We start from the raw sequence: 17,051 nt of genomic DNA on the forward strand, positions 1-17,051 counted from the left end.
ATCATGAAATTAGAAAATGCACTTAAAAACTTTCACCCTAAGTCACCTACATTTGGCAATGTAGCTGGCTGCACATCACCTGACAGAATTACAGGTACGGATATCATGGCAGCTATGGGTATGGCGGAATCAAAAGCTGAATTTGGTATGGCAGCCTTTTTGGCAAAAAATGATGTTAGCGAAGAAGATAAGTTTTCTACGGTGGAATCCTTAACCCAATACGCTAAAAAAATCACACCAAAGCTGGTGGGTAAAGCAGCGGGTAAAAAACTGGGTTATTGCTTAATTATTTTGGCAAGAATGGCATTTGAAGATTATGCCCGTTCAGCTGGCGCGGTTTTCCCATGTTCAGCGTGTAATGGTAAAGGCCTTATTTATAGCCGCAAGGATGTCACTAAGCATCCTGGCATAACTAAACTGGATGGAACTGTGATTATTGAGCCTTGGGTTGAAAGCGAAGAGGTCGGGGAGTTGTGTGTTCCTTGTAATGGTAAAGGCCAAATAGCACACCGTTGTCGCTGTAAAGGGCGGGGAAAGGTATTAGATGAGGTACAGACCGAATTACAAGGGGTACCAGTTTATAAAGATTGCCCTCGTTGTGCGGGTAAAGGCTTCAACCGTATGCCGTCGTCTGTGGCATTTAATGCAATAAAGCACTTGGTGCCTGATCTTAACGAAAGAACATGGCGTAGAAATTGGAAGCCGTTCTATGAAAAATTAACTAGTAAGTGCTTTATTGAAGAGAGCACAGCGGAAAAAGAGTTTAGTAAAGTGACAAAATAGTTTTATATGCATTTTAATTATTATAAATGGGCAAACTTAACTAGCCTGCCCATTTGATTTAATAAAATTAATTACGTAAAATTTCTAGTTTTCTTATCATATAAAGACAGATAAATAAAATAGCGGCAGAAGAAATAAGGAAAAACATATTGAATAAGGTATCTCCCTCCAACTTTGATGTAAGGTAAAGCCCTCGTCCAGCAATCAGATAGAGTGAAATAATCAGTATTCGTCTGATGTATTTTATTTTTTTTGTTCTCATTTCAAGGGGACGATAGTATTTTAGTATTTCTCTGTAAGCTATTACACCAACCACAAAAAAAAGATAGTAGACCAGATGAGGAGTCATCTATTTAATCCTCTCCTCTTTCAATACGAATCATTTCATTACTATTGTTAGGGTTGGGGCACTCATAATAAATAGACCCCTCGGTTTCGCTTGCGATCCCTATAATCAATGTGCAGTCATCAGTAATAATATGCTTAACATTAGACACTTTTTCTGGTTCTTTGACGAACATCATGACTTCGCCAGATTGCTTCTCGAGGAAAAATGCATTTTTTATGTCATCATTTAGCTTATAAATAGATATGGTATCAAGTGCTAATTCCAATGCTAAAAGGTGTTGCCCAATTTGGTTGTAAGCCATCTCCATATCCTGTCTTGCATGTTTCGTTAAAAACAGTGGTTTTTCAACTTGATTGAACTCATTCAGTTTAGGAACGAGTTTTAACTTCCCATGGAGAGATAAACCAAAGTCAGCCGCATCATAAGCTAATATTCCCACTGACTTATCAAATCCTAATTCGGTTGCCACGGCTATGTAGCCATCACGTAAGAAACCTTGAGAGTCCATCCTTCCTTCTTTAAAACCCATGGCTCCTTCATATATGTTATTGGCTCCATGTGCGACTAACATTGCACCAATGAAGCATCCTCCACCAGTGACACATAACGCTCCACCAGCCCAAATTTGTGCCGCACCACCCAAGATAGAAAGTCCATTTAAAAGCCAGAATTTAGATTCTTCGACTAAATCAAGCTCTTTTTCTTTAAGCTCAGCAGCACCTTGATCATAGTTTTTTTGTCCAGACTCAACCTCATAGACCACTTGATCAGCAACGGCTTTTATATCGTTTCTGAATGAAACTTTAGTTTCCGGGTAATAGAGATGTTTTTCGCACAACTCATCAGCGCAATCAATTAAATGCTGAGCATCAATTCTTATTCTATTAATGCTATTGATTGGTGTAGGGCTAGAAAAGTTATTATTGGGTTGGCTAGTCGGTTTCTGAATGGCATCTTTGGTAACTGTGGGGCTGTATGCGCGAGACATTTTTTCATCTTCTTTACTGTAGCAATCTGTGATGGAGTTTATCAATCTTGCTTTACAAGGGCACGAACTGAAGCTATCCAATGTTCCTGCCATCATTCTGCCATTTCCCCATACATTGCTAATCCCACCAAGTATGTTGTATGTTCCTGAATGTTTACCACAGGTGACAAGATCTCCCTGACGTGCAGCAGATCTCCCATGAAATATAAAGGTATTATCACCCGTCAAAATCTGGCCGCCACATGTTGTTTTATCACCAACGCGTAAAAAATATCCTATAGCCATTAAGTATCCCTTCTTTGATTATTACTGAGCATTATTGCAGCAGAGCACTAAGTAATGCGATTTAAATTTAACTTAAGTTTAGCAGGGTTCGTATTGGCATCATACCTGGTTAAATTTACAGTGTATTTGCATTTTGTCCGAAACTGGCTTATTATCTTCTAATAATGGACATTCTATGCCTAGTCGCATTAAACAAATTTAAGGCCTCGCAATCGCGGGTTTTTTTTTGAATATTGAAAAATGACACTGTATGTAAAAACAGTTATTTAAAATGTGATATAATCTATCGAATGTAGTTAATTACATTGAATTGCGGTTTTTTTTATATAAAATTTTCCTTATGTTTATATAAGGAAAAATATATGGCTACTTTTAAATTCTATAATATTCAGCTCTTACCTATGGATAGGAAAAAAGATTCAGAAGTTGGAGTAACCGGATATTGCCAACTTTTTAAATCAGTTGAGAAACAGCTTGAGGGTTTAAGGGAAGAAAAACAAAAGTTAAGTTCTATTTCTGCAAAGCTTATCGGTGATATGTTTTTTCTACATTCTCAGCATCAACATACTCTTACCCCGCAGAAGGCGGAAAGCAATATTTAATTCATGGGTATTTTCTTAAGTTTGATGATGTTAACACGTTAGTTGATACAGAGAGTGGGAAGGTTAGTTATACATCATCTGGAAATAATAGTAGCCGTAGATTTCAGTTCGAATATGTATTTGATCCCAGCTTACATATTCTAGCCATTCAGGACGCAAGAGGACTGCCTACTAGGAACGCTTTAATTGGCTCATTAAATGAAGTATTGGGATACCATGCAACTAAACTTTTCCCAAATCATAGTTTAGAAATCATAGAATTGACCTCGGCCGAATCAATACGAGATTTTTTCTTGATCCCTAAGAAGGGGTATAAGACCTATAAAGGAGAGGTGACATTCTCTAACTCAGATGATTTTGATTTTGATTCAGAAGATGAGATGAGAAATTTGGCTGGTGAAATTGAATTAGAGCTGAAAACCAATGAAGTACACAAGTGGGAAACAAGCTATCGAAGCTTTAAAGGCTCTTTGATGAATGATTTACCAAAAAATGCAAAAGCTCAGTTAATTTTGGCTGCAAAATTTGGTAATGCTGAAGTTAGCTATAGAGATGAACACAATGAATTACAGAAATACAAGATGGAAGACTATCCTGTCAAAGAAAAGCTCAAAGAGACGGATAGAACGCCAGGAACAAAGAACCGTGCTTTGGGTATTAAGAACTTGATTTCTCTAGCAAATGAAAAAGCTAAGAAGGCGTTAAAAGCCATTAAAGTTAATAGAAATATCTTTAACAAAGAAGAGTAAAATAGGAAGGAATATGACTAAGCCTATGAAATATCTGATTTATTCAAGAATTAGATCTATCCCGATCGTAGGCTCTATTTTCCGTATTGCGAATGCTTATGCTTTTAAGGGGGAACCCCGGTGCAATAAGGTGATTGCACCATGGAAATGCTGGTGGAGTAGGATCCTTAAAAAATTCCTTATAGTTCTTATTTTCACGATTATTATGTTTTTTCTTGAAGGGTCGTCATCGAGTGAGGCGCCATGGAATCCTGCAGATACTGTATTAAGTATATTCCCTAGCATATTAGGGTTTGGGATTGGTGTTTATGCGTTAATGTTTATTATGCCTAGTGATTTTATGTATCATCTTAAAAGGCGTCATGAATCAGGAAAAAGCCAGATAAGCGAGTATATTATTCCTGTTGATATGGGGTATCCTTTATCTGTTTTCATAGTAGTTTTATGTGTGGCTTCTATTTGTAAGATTTTTAATCAAAACGGAGTTACTTACTTTGCAAGCCTATTGTCGTTGTTTTATGGATTGAGTATATCCATAGAATTGATGTCTTTTCTGTTTAATTCATCAGTAATGATTCAGTTTATAAGAAGTACAGATAAGAACAATAAACAATGATTGAAGTGAGATAAAAATTATCAAAGCTTATGGCTAATTATCTCCATAGAGTTAAAGGTCACTTCGGTGGCCTTTTTTATTGCCTAAATATCAACTGAATTGATTAACCCACACTAGCTTCTGTAGCTGGTGGCGTTCTATTACCTTAATAAACTGGAGTCCTCCATAAGGGGGGGGGTGTCTATGCCAGATAAAATTGAATGGTGGGAGCAAGTGTTGCGCTGGCTGCAGTCTTACTTTCCTTTATTGGGTGGTTTTTCAGTTGCGACGATAATCGCCTATATCAGAGAACGCCGAGACGGTTCGCATTGGAAGCAATCATTAGGTGAGGCTATCACTTGTGGTTTGATAAGTGTTGGGTCGATCCGATTTCTTGACTGGTGGTTATCACGGAATGGGCATGCAGATGAATGGGAGCTGCTGGCGGAATTTTGTGGGGCAGCAATTGGTTTTCTCGGTACCAAGAAGGTGTATGCACTTTTTGAATTAATTATACAAGCAATTAAAAATCGTTTTGGAGCCAGAAATGACTAAGTTAAGTGAACATTTTGATAGTAATGAATTCGCATGTAAAGACGGGTGTGGCGCAAATCAAGTTGAACCTAAGTTGGTTGAAATTCTTGAAGGCGTTCGCGCTCATTTTGGCAAGCCGGTAGTGATTGTTAGTGGTCGTCGCTGTGCCAGCCATAATGAAAATGTAGGCGGCACTCCTAAATCTCAGCACTTATTTGGTACAGCTGCAGATATCAAGGTTAAAGATGTGGCACCGAAAAGGGTTGCTGATTATTTGGAGTCTGAGTTTCCTGATAGCTACGGCATTGGTCGCTACAGGACATTCACACATATTGATGTGAGAGGATATAAAGCACGATGGGGAAGCAATTAAGCTCATTAACCAAGGTTTTATTAGGCCATCAACCCTACAGCGAGACTACGTTCGAAAAAGCATGGCGATTGTTGTAAGAAATTTAACTCCAGCAAACATATAGGCTTCGCAATCGCGAGGCCTTTTTTATATCCGCGATTTATGCACACCGAAAGTGCAAATCACATCGAGCCAATATTTAGGTAATGAGCCTTTGAGGGGATCAGTTATAGCTGGTGTCGCTTCGATGGGCTGATTTCATATTTCGGCAAGGGTTCATTACTAAACAGGTAGACACTATGAAGCAATTAATTAAAAAGTCAGGCAAGCAACCAGTAGTAACAACGGACGTCATCGCTAATGAATTCGGAAGAGATCACTTCCGTGTAATGAATAGCATTGAGTCGTTAATTGCATCTCAACATTTAGGAGCCTCCGATTTCAGAGCCTCCTCTTATGTCACTAAACAGAAAAAAGAATTACCTTGTTATGAATTAACTGAGCGCGGCTTTCTGATTGCAATGCCATTTATTGGTGGTGAAAAAGCGAAGGACGGACAAGTTCGATTAGTCGATAGTTTTATCCAATTTCGCGAAAAGGCTAAAAAAGAAGAGGAAATCCAACGGCAGCGCGATGTCGCGAGGGTTGAATATCGTCCAATGTCAGATGCGCTAAAATCAACGCGCCAGTTAGAGGGAAAAGAAACTCAGTATTTTCACTATAGTACAGAAGCGGATTTAATCAACGGTATTGTTCTGGGTAAAAAATCAGCCAAGTTCAAAAAGGAAAATGAGATAGGCAAGGATGAAGCTATCCGTGATTACCTGACCAAGTGGCAAATAAAGGCGATTACAGAGCTACAGCGCGCTAATACGGTATTTATCTCAATGGGATGGGATTATTACCAGCGGAAAGAGTCACTACAGGGTATTTTCAATAAAAACTTTCATAAGCCATTAATGGAAGAGCAAGCGAGGTTAAATGAATGATGACCACGCTAACTAAAGCATTAATGGCCGCTTGTGCCATTTTGCTATTTTGGCTTTGGTGGGTAATGGGTAGCTATGGTGACTTGAAAGGTGATTACTCGCTATTGAATGATAAATTCAGTGAGCAAGTAGCTATCACCACAGATTACGAAAAGCGCATTAACTCCCTTCACGAACTCGACACCAAACACACAACGGAGCTCACAAATGCAAAAGCTGAAATTGACCAGTTGCGTATTGCTGCTGAGCGCAATCCTGAGCGGGTGTACATCAGAGCCAGTTGTCCGAAAGTCGAAACCGATTCCACCTCCGGCTTGGATGATGGAACAAGCGCCAGACCTACTGACCCCGCTATCGGAAATTATTGGTTACTCAGACAACGAATCGCAGAATCCAAGCAAATGATACTTGGCTTGCAAGATTACATTAGAACGGAGTGTTTGCGCTAATGGCTATTTTTAAGCGACTCACTGAAGAACAAATTAAACAAAACTATGACCACTACGCATTATTTATGGGAATAGTTCCAGTTTATGTTGGTGATGTTCATGGTCAGTGTCGTGTTGCCGTTCGTAATTGGTGGCCTGATTGGTTATTGGATTTAGCTGACTTTATTCACCAATTCACACCTTACGATGAATGGGCTATCAAGATGGGTAAACCAATCAAGTAGCGGACAAGAAATCCATTCGAGAGATTGAGGTAGTTAGAAATAATTCAACATTGCATTAGAATGGAGTAGTTACGTTAATACCAATCAGTAAATGCTCTTGCAAAAAAAATGACATTCATGAAGGTGAGGGCACTTAACAAGTAGATAGAAAACTTTAAAAAAATTGTCATTACATCTGGTTGTTTTTTATCTTGAGCAATAATGAATAGCATGCAGGCAAGGATAGGGATAAATATGAGTAAGAGTGTAATGGGATTAGTATACATATACATTGATGCCGCTCTCTTATGTAATGAAAATTTTATTAAGTAGTAAAGTATACTTTTAATAAGAAAGTAATACGGAAAACTGAAGTGGGAAGATAAAAAAGACCCTGCATAGAGCAGGGTGAATGTGCTAAAGAATGCTTATGAATTTGAATAACCCAAATATTATTGGGTTTGTGAATAATACCAGCTTAAGGTTATTCATCGAGAGATTAAGTGTAAGCAGATACGGAAGTGATATTGCGAATATGAAGGTCGTAATAGGCTAGTTTTCATGGTTAATCACAAAGTTTCTTTAAATGAGATTCCGTCATAGTGGTCATTGTTTAAAAGAGTAGAAGAAATAAAATGTTTAAACACGAATTAGGTCAGGTAGTACAAGTCACTATCAGTGGTGAGGAAGGTCATGTGAAAGCCCGTGCTGAATATCATAACGGCCCGAATCAGTATCTCATTCATTATCTGGCAGCGGATGGCCGTGGAACTGACGGCTGGTTTGAGGAAGGTGAGTTGTCCCCAGCTGAACCACAATAATTCATTATAATAACTCACAAACCCAATAGGCGTTTAAGACAGGTGATTAAATGAAAAGGGAGCGATTTAGTCTTATCAAAATATTTGTCTCTGTCCCTGTACATCCTGAGAAGTTTAAGGAATTAGATAAAAATCTTAAATGGCTAGGCGAATGTGAAGAGGGTGATTTCTGTGTGAGTTGCGGCACATTAACGCCATTCATTCCTAAATCACATCACATTAATTGTTCACAATATAAGGATTCCGATGAATATACCGAGTATGTGAGTGATTTCGGAGATTGTCCAGAGTGTGATTCGTCTGATGGATTATCACTGAATAGCAGTATGGAGTTGGAATTATCGCAAATAAGCTGTTCTGACTGTCGGTTTATCTTCCAAAGGGCGCTGAGTGAAGAAGATTTAATCATCTCTTTTAATAAAAAATATCAACGAGCCTCGCAATAGCGGGGCTTTTTAATGACAAAAAATAGCCTCTATGGGTTAGAGGCTGAAAAGGATTTTTACTTCAATGAAAAGGACTTATTTCTATGACTCAATATACACCTTCCAAGGTCACGTAACGAAAGCAAAAGTAAAATTAGGTCAAAGTTTGCAATCAGTATCACGCATTTCACCCTGTGCACCACATGCACACACATCTAAAAACATCGAGCCAATATTTAGGTAATGAGTCTTTGAGGTAATCAGTTATAGTTGGTGCGCTTCGATGGGCTGATTTTCCTATGTGGCAAAGGCTCATTACTAAGTAAGGTAAGCACTCAGCCAAAATTATTATTTGTAGATGAACAGGTCGCTTAGCGGCCTTTTTTATGCGTGGCGTTGTCGCTGTCTCACGTGTTAGCTATGACCTACCTTCCTTGTATAGTGCGCGCATAGTGAGAATCAAAAACAACGAATACCACCGTTTTGGTTATTTGTCGGGCATGTCACAGTAACGTTTGCTGTGGGTAGAAGAAATGACGTGACAGCTGGAGAGACGGCAATTTTATTTTTATTCCCCACCAGAGGATCCCTGATACAGATGGCAACACCCGAATATCGAAATACCGAGGTTGGTTTGACCGGGCGCTTCAGGGTGAGGCGTCAGGCATTCACAGGCTTATCAATATTGCAGGTCGAAACGGAATTAAAACGTTCTCGCTATCCGGATCCGATACCTGATGCCGGGCGTCATTTCTTAACGGGTTGGCGGGATGCCACTTATGAAGAAGCTATACGAATACAGATTGATTATGGCGGGTGACACCTGTTGCTTCACACTGCAGGGCGAACGGTGCGGACGGATGGGATTGTTTTTGTCTGATACGCGCGCCCCGCCTGGCGGTAAAAATAATCATACCCCCCGTCAAGGTACTGTGAGACAGAAAAACCACTGCGAGGGCTTGCGACCTGCACCCTTTAGACAGACACCTAAAAAAATTTCGGACGAACTTTTCTGATACTCGGTGTTGTTATCCATTTGATTTATAAGAGGGTGGTGATTTTAAAAAAGTTCGGACGAACTTTTTGCCGAACTTTTTGAGTCCAGACGAACTTTTTTATTTTCAGGCGAACTTTTTTATTTTCAGACGAACTTTTTTAGGTGAGGTGATATGAGTGATGATTTATTGACACAGGCACAGATAGCTCGTGAGTTTTCGCTGAGTAAGGGAACCGTATCTGACGGTGTGAGATCAGGCAGATTGAAACCATCAGGCGAAAGCAAAACAGGCAAGCCGTTATTTTCCCGGAAGGATGCTCGGAAGGTTTTTGGTCTGGCACACCTGAACAACCGAAAAATTAATAAACCCACATCAGCCTCGAAGGCGCATGTTGAGCAAGTCACACCCGCAGTTCCGTTTGATGGGCAATCCGATCCGGTCAAGGAAATAAGTCAGGGAGTGGATTCATGGCTTTTATTGCTACTGGGAGACGACTTTGAGAAACTGGAAGATGCCGACAAAATTAACCGTAGCCGCGCGATCCGTGAGGCACGTTTAGCGGCCTTAGCGGATATTGATGTGCGAAAAGCACAAGGTGAACTCATTGATAAAGAGTTGGTCGCACAAGATGCCCGCGCTTGCGGCGCAGCGGTGACCAGTTTAATGCACACTTGGCCTGCACGTTTAGCGCCCGAATTAGCCGTCATGACTGACCAGCACGAAATCAAGCAATTACTGATCGGTGAGGTTAATAATCTGATTGACCTGATGGAGAGTAAAATTAAAGAGGTGTGACATGGGGTATTGGGGAGGCGCCTACACATGTGGTTTTGCGCGGCTTTCCACTCTCACCGTAAGTGAATGGGCGGATGCCTATCGCATATTACCCAAATCAGGCAGTAGCTCACCGGGTCCTTGGCGAACGAATAGAACGCCGTATTTAAAGGGGATAATGGATGAGCTTTCCGCATCCAGTCCCACGCGGGAAATTGTGTTTGCAAAGGGCTCCCAAATTGGTGCCTCGGAAGCGGGTACAAATTGGTTGATGTATTTGATAGATCAGCAACCGGGTCCCTTGATGGCGCTACAGCCCACCGAACAAACTGCACAACGCTGGAGTAAACAGCGTATTGGTCCCTCGTTACTGCAATGTGAAAAGTTGAGTGATAAGTTATTTCGTAATAACGGTAATACATTGTTACAAAAAGACTTTATCAATGGAACGTTAATTTTAAGCGGCGCTAACAGTCCCGCGTCATTGGCATCAATGCCCATTAGTGCCATTTATTTTGATGAAATTGACCGTTATCCAGGCTCTGCAGGGGATGAAGGCGATCCGATAGGGCTTGCCCTGAGACGTACAGCGACTTTTCCGAACGCCAAAATATTCTATTCTTCAACACCGACCTTAAAAGGTCTTTCCCGAACATGGGATTTATGGGAGGACAGTGATCAGCGCTATTTTCATGTGCCATGTCCCCACTGTAAAGAGATGCAGGTGATCGAGTTTGGCAATTTATTGTGGGAAAAAGGGGAAACCGCCGCCGCGGCTTTGGTCTGTGTTCACTGTGGGGTTCTGATTGAGGAGAATTATAAGCGCTGGATGCTCGCTGAAGGCGAATGGATAGCAACAAATCCAGGACATTGGCGAGCAGGCTTCCATTTGTCCTCCCTTTACTCGCCCCCAGGTTGGATGCCGTGGGCTGAGATTGCCCGGCAGTTTGAGCAGGCGGAAGGAAAGCCGGAAGAGATGAAGGTTTTCACGAATACCATTTTAGGATTGCCTTACGAAGAGTCAGGGGAATCCTTGTCTGCTGAGTATTTAGAACGCCGACGTGAAAATTATTCAGCGGAAGTGCCTCAATCCGTGTTGTTACTGACGTTAGCCGTCGATACTCAAAAAGACCGTATTGAGTATGAAATTTGCGGTTGGGGAGTTGATGAAGAGGCGTGGGGTATTCAGTATGGTGCGATTTATGGGGATTTGAAACAGTTAGTTAGTCGTGATCCACTCAATCTATCTGTATGGGAGCAACTCGATATTATTCGTCGCACGGTGTATTACCGTGAAGATGGCCGTCCAATGCGTATTTCGATTACGGTCGTGGACTCCGGCGGGAGTTTCACCGATACCGTGTATACCTACACAAAGGCCCGTGAGCGCCAGCTTGTTTTTTCAATTAAAGGCGGCAGCATGGCGGATCGCCCATTACTGTCAAAACCCACTCGCAATAACAAAGTCAATGCAGCGTTATTTACACTGGGGGTGACGCAAGGCAAAAACATTGTTTACAGTCGCCTGCAGCAAAATAAGCAAGGTGGTGGCTATTGTCACTTTCCAACCGATCCGGGTAAGGGCTATACCCCTGAATATTACGCGGGCCTTATCAGTGAAAAACTGGTTAAGCGTCGCAAAAACGGCAATACCGTGTTGGTGTGGGAAAAGCCTGACGGAGTGGCGAACGAACCGTTTGACTTACGTGTTTATGGTACCGCCGCTGTTCGTATTTTAAACCCGCGCTGGGAGACGTTAGCGAATATTCCAAAACCCACAGCGCCTGTCGTGCCCCCGAAAGAGCCACCTTCGCGCAAAGACGTGTTACCCGAGGCGCCAACCGCGCCGGGTACGATGCGACGAACTTAACCTGTTTTGATACCGACGTTGAGTCGGTTTTTTTATTTGGAGGTCTTATGACGACTCAGTCTTTGCAAGATGCCATTGCGAAATTACAGCCGGAGATGGCGGGTTTCACGCCAAGAGAACGATTGCAATACCAATTAGCCCAAATTGATGTCGCTATCAGTGCCGTGCTCAGTGGTGCGCAATCTTACAGTATCGCAGGGCAATCTATTACGCGGGCTGACGTGCTTGCGCTGCAGCGATTAAAGCAGCAATTGATTGCCTCGTTATCAGGTGGTGGGCTTCGGTTTGGCAGCTTCAGTTTTGCACGAAGTAATCGGAGAGGCCGTTAATGCAAATCCTTGAAAAAGCCATCCGTACGCTTTCCCCGACATGGGCATTGTCACGGGAAAAAGCCCGGACAGGTATTCTCGCCCAGCAAACGCGGCAGGCTATGGCCAGTCAATTTCGGGGTGGGTTAGTTTCGGGTGGAAGCTATCGCGGCGTCAGTAACGAAGGCTCTCTGGAAAATTGGCATTCGAATGACTTAACTGCGAACAGTACGTTATTACCTGATCTTGAGGTGTTGCGAGCGCGCTCCCAGGATTTATACCGTAATGCTCCCGCTGCGCGTGGTGCGATTAAAACCATTGCAGCAAACGTCATTGGCTCAGGGCTTTTAATGCGCTCAACACCCGACGCCGCCTTATTGGGGATGACGCCGGAGGGGGCAAGGGATTGGGCGAATCAGGTCGAGCGTGAATTTGAGCTGTGGTCAGAACATCCGCTCAGTTGTGATTTCAACCGCAAGATGACGTTTTCTCAGATACAGCGACTCGCGAACAGTTCGCAACAGCTATCGGGAGATGTGTTTATTCTGATGCCGTGGGTACAGCGCCCCGGTACCGAGTTTGAGCTAAAGCTGCAGCTGATTGATGCGGCGCGGGTGTGTAATCCTGATGGCAGGGAGGACACCGCCGAGATTGCGGGCGGCATCGAGTACGATGAAAATCGCATTCCCATTGCCATTCATATACGAACGCCTCATCCAGGCGATCAACTCAGTTTTCAAATGCCCACATGGCAGCGCGTCCCGTATTACGGTGAAAAGACAGGGCGGGTGAATGTGCTGCACATTATGGAGCACGAATACATTGACCAAGCTCGCGGCGAGCCGGTGCTTGCGCCGGTTATCGAACCCTTGCAGCAAATCAGTAAATATTCCCAGGCGGAACTCACCGCCGCCGTGATAAATGCCATGCTGGCGGTGTTTGTGGAGCGGGAAAACGTTGACACGACGGATATTAGCAATGCGTACGCTGAAGAAGGGGGGCAAAAAGAGAAATCCCGTCCCAATTTGGAAGTGGGCACTTATATCGATGGGATTAATGGCGAAAAGTTCAAGGTGATGGAGTCCACGAGGCCTTCTGCACAATTTGACCCGTTCTTTGTCGCCACCATGAAGCAAATCGGTATGGCGCTTGAGCTACCGCATGAAGTGTTGATGAAGCAATTCACTAACAACTACAGCGCCAGCCGCGCCGCGTTATTGGAGGCGTGGAAGTCGTTTAAGGTGCGTCGCGCATGGCTGATCACTACACTATGCCGCCCCGTCTACGAAGCCTTTTTGTATGAGGTGATCAGCAAAGGGGTGATTGATGCACCAGGATTTCTGAACTCACAGCGTCTGAGGCAAGCCTATTGTGAGGCGATCTGGGTTGGACCGACGCAGGGACAGCTTGACCCGATAAAAGAGGTCACGGCGGCAAATATGCGTGTGGAGTGTGGTTTTTCCACGCGCGCAGCGGAAGCGGCTGAACTTACGGGGATGGATTTTGATTATATTCTAACCGCCCAAGCTCAAGAGCAGACACTTTGTCAGTATCACAAGATTCAATTTGGCTCAGTGACTTTTCAGCCGGGCGTGATGAATCAACAAAATAATGAAGGGGAAACCGATGGCTAAAAAGCCGTGTCAACGGGTGCTTAGCGCACTCACTCGGCAACCATGGGCGATCCGCCCGGACATGCTGGATACCTTGATGGCGATTGCTAACCGCGACGGTAACGATCCGAGCTTAGCGGCGAGTGAGTCAGATCGATATCAAGCGGGGGGGTTAATCGAGCCGGCGCCTCCGGGGGTTGCGGTCATTGATATTACCGGCCCGATTTTTGCCCGCGCCGATTTTTTTTCAGATATTAGCGGAGCCGCGACGTGTGAATACATAACCCATGCACTGGATGATGCACTGTCCGATCCCTGTGTGGGTAGCATCATTTTACGCATTGACAGTCCTGGCGGTGAGGTCACGGGTATTCATGAGCTGGCGAATCATATTTACGCCTCGCGCGAGATTAAACCGTTGGTGGCTTATGTCAGCGGCAGTGCTTGCAGCGCGGCGTACTGGTTAGCCGCTGCCACCTCGTACATTTTTACCGATAAAACAGCGTCACTTGGTTCGATTGGTGTGGTGGCCGCATGGACTGACAGCAGTGAAGCCCTCAAAAAGCAAGGCATCAAAGAGTTTGAAGTCGTGTCCTCCCAGTCACCGAATAAACGGTTATCACGCGACAGTGATGAAGGGCGTGCGGCATTACAAACTGAATTAGATGGCCTGGCAGATATTTTTATCAGTGATGTTGCCCTCTTTAGAACAACGACAGCAGATGACGTGATTACTCAGTTTGGACAGGGAGGTACGTTGCTAGCCGAGCCCGCCATTGCCGTGGGTATGGCGGATGAGCTAAGCAGTTTGCGCGAAGTGGTCACATTGCTGGCTCAAGATCATTCAATTTCACATCATAACGGAGGGTCAGATATGGCCGCATACAATCGTAAAAAACACCAAGCACAACAGCGAGGGCATCAAGCGGAGGAAACCTTCCCGGGTAAAGAAGAGGATCCGATTTTAGACGGTAGTGATAATCAGGAAGACGACGAATTACCGGAGGACACTTCGAATGGTACGGCGTCTGATAATCAAGACGATGAAGACGATCCCAATGCTTCCGATGACAGCGAAGAGCCCATCGAAGAAGAACACGATCCTGATGCACAGGATGAGGATGAAGAAAGGGAATCCCATGCAACGCACAAGGCAACTAATCGTTTTGCAAAAACGCATCCTAATCTCTTTAACGCGATTCTTCGCCGCGGCGCACGTCGTGAGCGCCGCCGTATTCAAGCACTGGAGGATTTGTCGGGTCCCGGTCGAGAGTCGATGCTGCAGAGTGCAAAATTTGATCGCCCGCGAACGGTGGCTTCAACGATGCGCCAGATTTTCCGCGCAGAAAAACAGCGCCGCACGGAAATGCAAGACGATCTGCGTGAGGATGCGAATTTTTATGCCCCACCGGCACCGAATGCGAGCACGGCAGCGAGCACCAAGGCAGCCGCGGAAAAATCGGTACTTGAACACATCAAAAAGGGTGCTCATACGCACTTAGGGAGAAAGCCACAATGACAACACAAATTGGTCAATTTACCCCGGTGAATTTGCTTGCCGGCGAAATGTATCGCAGCACCAAAGGCGTTAATTTATTAGCCGGTCATCGTTATCCAGTTGGTTCGGTGATCGCGTTAAACGCGGATAAAAAAGGCGTTTTAGCAGACAGTCGCGACGACACGTTGACGTTTTACGGCGTTTTAAGTGAAGAGGTGGACGCGACTGAAGAAGATAAAGTCAGTGTGGTGTACCTGACAGGTGAATTTAATCGCCGTGCGCTGGTGTTTGGTGGCACCGATACTGCAGATCAATACGAAGATATTGCACGTACTCAGGGAATTTTCTTCCTTGATACTGAAGCGAACTGGAACGAATAAGAGGGGTAGTTATGCCAAAAGTGACAAATCAAGTCGATATTTATCAGCCGCGCATGTTAGTGGCGGCACTGAGCCAAATTCCTAAGCCGCGCCGCTTTCTGATGAGCAAATTTTTCAACCGCATCAAGACGCATGTTACTGAGACGGTGGATTTGGATATTCGCAAAGGGAAGCGCACTGTTGCTGCGATGGTGAATCCCCTGATGAACGGGAAAGTGGTTGAGCGCAGCGGTTATGTGACCAACACCGTAAAACCGGGTTACACCAAAGAATTAGTCGCAACGCGCCCCGGAGATGTGGTGACCCGTAGTTTTGGTGAGGATTATTCTCAGCCACTGACGCCCCTGCAACGCGCAGCCCGTTTATTGGGTGAAGATTTGACCACGCTGGAAGATCGTTTAGCCCGTCGTGAAGAGGTGATGGCAGGACAAGCGCTGATCCAAGGGCGTGTGCATGTCTTGGGGGAAGGTCTCAATCATGTGGTCGATTTTGGTTACGAGGACGGTAAACACAAAATCACGCTTTCGGGCGGCAGCTGCTGGGATACCCCGACCAGTGATCCGATGCGCGACCTGGACAAGTGGAGTCAGAACATTATTGCCCGCTGTGGTTTAAAACCTAATCTGGCCATTATGGGGCGCGATGTTGCTTGGGCGTTACTGGACAATGAAAAAATCCAAGAACGCCTGGATATTCGTAATTTCTTTGTCGGTCAAATGGGGCAGGTTGAGTCGTTTGATGATGAAGACGGCGTACAGTGGCATGGTCGTTTGGCGCCGTCCAATATTGACCTCTTTACCTACAATGAACTGTGGTTTAACCCGGAAACGGAGCAGGATGAACCCATTATTCCGGATGATGCAATTTTACTCGGTAACACCAATGCAGGCTGCATTATGCAATATGGCATGATCCAGAATCAGTATGCACTGGATGCGATGCCGCGTTTTCCGTTGTCATGGATTGAACAGAACGGTTCGGCACGTTGGTTACAGCTGGAGTCTGCGCCTATGCCAAACCTGTTTCAAGTGGATGCCTTTATGGTCTCCCGTGTACTGTCTTAGTGGGAGGGAATATGAGCGAAAAATGCGAGATGATATTAACGGCTCCAGTGACTCATGATGGGGTTGATTACGCGGCGGGGGACGTTCTGTCCCTGACTCAGACGCAAGCTGCGCGTTTGGTGCGGCTAGGGTGCGGTACGGTAAGTACAGAGGGTGCTGTGCTGGTTGCCACGGTAGACACTCAGTCTGCAGGGAGCGTTGTGATGCCAGTGGCGTCAATCGATTCGGTACCGAATGCGGAGATCACCCCGTCGAATGATGAGAGTCTGATTACTGCGGTGCTAGAAAAAATCGATCCCAAAGACATGACCGTTGAAGAACTGGAAGCGGAATTGACGGCGGCGGGCAAGGCGGTCCGTGAGGGGCTGAGTAAAAAAGCGCTAGAAAATAGCGTGAAAGCGTTACGCAAAGAAGGGGGTTGA

21 protein-coding genes are annotated in these 17,051 nt (G+C 44.4%); 20 read left to right on the top strand and 1 reads right to left on the bottom strand.

Translation table 11 applies throughout. The annotated features are described in order from the left end of the window. Window positions 1–3 precede the first annotated feature (3 nt). Entirely contained in the window at window positions 4–783 is a 780-nt protein-coding gene (locus ACY3ZI_RS06590) for an antitermination protein Q (protein ID WP_487376599.1), read from the top strand. A gap of 353 nt (window positions 784–1,136) precedes the next feature. Here the strand turns inward: ACY3ZI_RS06590 and ACY3ZI_RS06595 are convergent, their stop codons facing one another. Next, complete coding sequence (locus ACY3ZI_RS06595) at window positions 1,137–2,405, bottom strand: DUF4225 domain-containing protein (protein WP_487376601.1); 1,269 nt, start codon at window positions 2,403–2,405, stop codon at window positions 1,137–1,139. A gap of 362 nt (window positions 2,406–2,767) precedes the next feature. On the opposite strand from ACY3ZI_RS06595, the gene ACY3ZI_RS06600 reads away from it, so the two are divergent. The 19 genes from ACY3ZI_RS06600 to ACY3ZI_RS06690 all read left to right on the top strand — a co-directional run bounded on the left by ACY3ZI_RS06600 (window position 2,768) and on the right by ACY3ZI_RS06690 (window position 17,051). Beyond that, window positions 2,768–3,007, top strand: a complete 240-nt coding sequence (locus tag ACY3ZI_RS06600) for a hypothetical protein (protein WP_487376602.1) — start codon at window positions 2,768–2,770, stop codon at window positions 3,005–3,007. After that, a complete protein-coding gene (locus ACY3ZI_RS06605) occupies window positions 3,007–3,756 on the top strand; it encodes a DUF4747 family protein (protein WP_487377465.1) in 750 nt (249 codons plus the stop codon). The genes ACY3ZI_RS06600 and ACY3ZI_RS06605 overlap by 1 nt, the downstream gene beginning before the upstream one ends. Window positions 3,757–3,769: 13 nt before the next feature. Then, entirely contained in the window at window positions 3,770–4,372 is a 603-nt protein-coding gene (locus ACY3ZI_RS06610; RefSeq protein WP_487376604.1) for a hypothetical protein, read from the top strand. A 183-nt stretch (window positions 4,373–4,555) separates the two neighbouring features. Further along, the gene (locus tag ACY3ZI_RS06615; protein ID WP_487376606.1) at window positions 4,556–4,906 is read left to right on the top strand and encodes a phage holin family protein; all 351 of its coding nucleotides are present in this window, start codon (window positions 4,556–4,558) and stop codon (window positions 4,904–4,906) included. Then, on the top strand, window positions 4,899–5,258 hold the full coding sequence (locus ACY3ZI_RS06620) for a D-Ala-D-Ala carboxypeptidase family metallohydrolase (protein ID WP_487376608.1): 360 nt from the start codon (window positions 4,899–4,901) through the stop codon (window positions 5,256–5,258). Before ACY3ZI_RS06615 ends, ACY3ZI_RS06620 begins: the two co-directional genes overlap by 8 nt. 278 nt (window positions 5,259–5,536) lie before the next feature. Next, the gene (locus ACY3ZI_RS06625) at window positions 5,537–6,226 is read left to right on the top strand and encodes a Rha family transcriptional regulator (protein WP_487376610.1); all 690 of its coding nucleotides are present in this window, start codon (window positions 5,537–5,539) and stop codon (window positions 6,224–6,226) included. Then, window positions 6,226–6,675, top strand: a complete 450-nt coding sequence (locus tag ACY3ZI_RS06630) for a lysis protein (protein ID WP_487377467.1) — start codon at window positions 6,226–6,228, stop codon at window positions 6,673–6,675. The genes ACY3ZI_RS06625 and ACY3ZI_RS06630 overlap by 1 nt, the downstream gene beginning before the upstream one ends. Further along, on the top strand, window positions 6,675–6,899 hold the full coding sequence (locus tag ACY3ZI_RS06635) for a hypothetical protein (RefSeq protein ID WP_487376612.1): 225 nt from the start codon (window positions 6,675–6,677) through the stop codon (window positions 6,897–6,899). Before ACY3ZI_RS06630 ends, ACY3ZI_RS06635 begins: the two co-directional genes overlap by 1 nt. Before the next feature lie 614 nt (window positions 6,900–7,513). Beyond that, a complete protein-coding gene (locus tag ACY3ZI_RS06640; RefSeq protein WP_036413632.1) occupies window positions 7,514–7,699 on the top strand; it encodes a hypothetical protein in 186 nt (61 codons plus the stop codon). 50 nt (window positions 7,700–7,749) lie between these two features. Further along, window positions 7,750–8,145 carry a hypothetical protein gene (locus ACY3ZI_RS06645; RefSeq protein WP_487376614.1) on the top strand — a complete coding sequence of 132 codons (396 nt, stop codon included), beginning with the start codon at window positions 7,750–7,752 and terminating at the stop codon, window positions 8,143–8,145. 577 nt (window positions 8,146–8,722) lie between these two features. Further along, on the top strand, window positions 8,723–8,944 hold the full coding sequence (locus ACY3ZI_RS06650) for a hypothetical protein (RefSeq protein ID WP_487376616.1): 222 nt from the start codon (window positions 8,723–8,725) through the stop codon (window positions 8,942–8,944). Between the two features lie 349 nt (window positions 8,945–9,293). Beyond that, window positions 9,294–9,917, top strand: a complete 624-nt coding sequence (locus ACY3ZI_RS06655) for a hypothetical protein (protein WP_487376618.1) — start codon at window positions 9,294–9,296, stop codon at window positions 9,915–9,917. A gap of 1 nt (window position 9,918) precedes the next feature. Next, window positions 9,919–11,766: a phage terminase large subunit family protein gene (locus ACY3ZI_RS06660; protein WP_487376620.1), complete on the top strand. Its 1,848-nt coding sequence runs from the start codon at window positions 9,919–9,921 to the stop codon at window positions 11,764–11,766. A gap of 47 nt (window positions 11,767–11,813) precedes the next feature. Continuing rightward, window positions 11,814–12,095 carry a hypothetical protein gene (locus tag ACY3ZI_RS06665; protein ID WP_487376622.1) on the top strand — a complete coding sequence of 94 codons (282 nt, stop codon included), beginning with the start codon at window positions 11,814–11,816 and terminating at the stop codon, window positions 12,093–12,095. Beyond that, window positions 12,095–13,708: a phage portal protein gene (locus ACY3ZI_RS06670; protein ID WP_487376623.1), complete on the top strand. Its 1,614-nt coding sequence runs from the start codon at window positions 12,095–12,097 to the stop codon at window positions 13,706–13,708. Before ACY3ZI_RS06665 ends, ACY3ZI_RS06670 begins: the two co-directional genes overlap by 1 nt. Then, window positions 13,701–15,206 (top strand): S49 family peptidase, encoded by a 1,506-nt coding sequence (locus tag ACY3ZI_RS06675; RefSeq protein WP_487376625.1) that lies wholly within the window; start codon window positions 13,701–13,703, stop codon window positions 15,204–15,206. The genes ACY3ZI_RS06670 and ACY3ZI_RS06675 overlap by 8 nt, the downstream gene beginning before the upstream one ends. Next, window positions 15,203–15,565, top strand: a complete 363-nt coding sequence (locus ACY3ZI_RS06680) for a head decoration protein (RefSeq protein ID WP_487376627.1) — start codon at window positions 15,203–15,205, stop codon at window positions 15,563–15,565. The genes ACY3ZI_RS06675 and ACY3ZI_RS06680 overlap by 4 nt, the downstream gene beginning before the upstream one ends. Window positions 15,566–15,576: 11 nt before the next feature. Further along, on the top strand, window positions 15,577–16,629 hold the full coding sequence (locus ACY3ZI_RS06685) for a major capsid protein (protein ID WP_487376629.1): 1,053 nt from the start codon (window positions 15,577–15,579) through the stop codon (window positions 16,627–16,629). Between the two features lie 11 nt (window positions 16,630–16,640). Then, a complete protein-coding gene (locus ACY3ZI_RS06690) occupies window positions 16,641–17,051 on the top strand; it encodes a DUF7210 family protein (RefSeq protein ID WP_487376631.1) in 411 nt (136 codons plus the stop codon).

The sequence above is a fragment of the Providencia sp. LY12 genome, assembly GCF_057621555.1.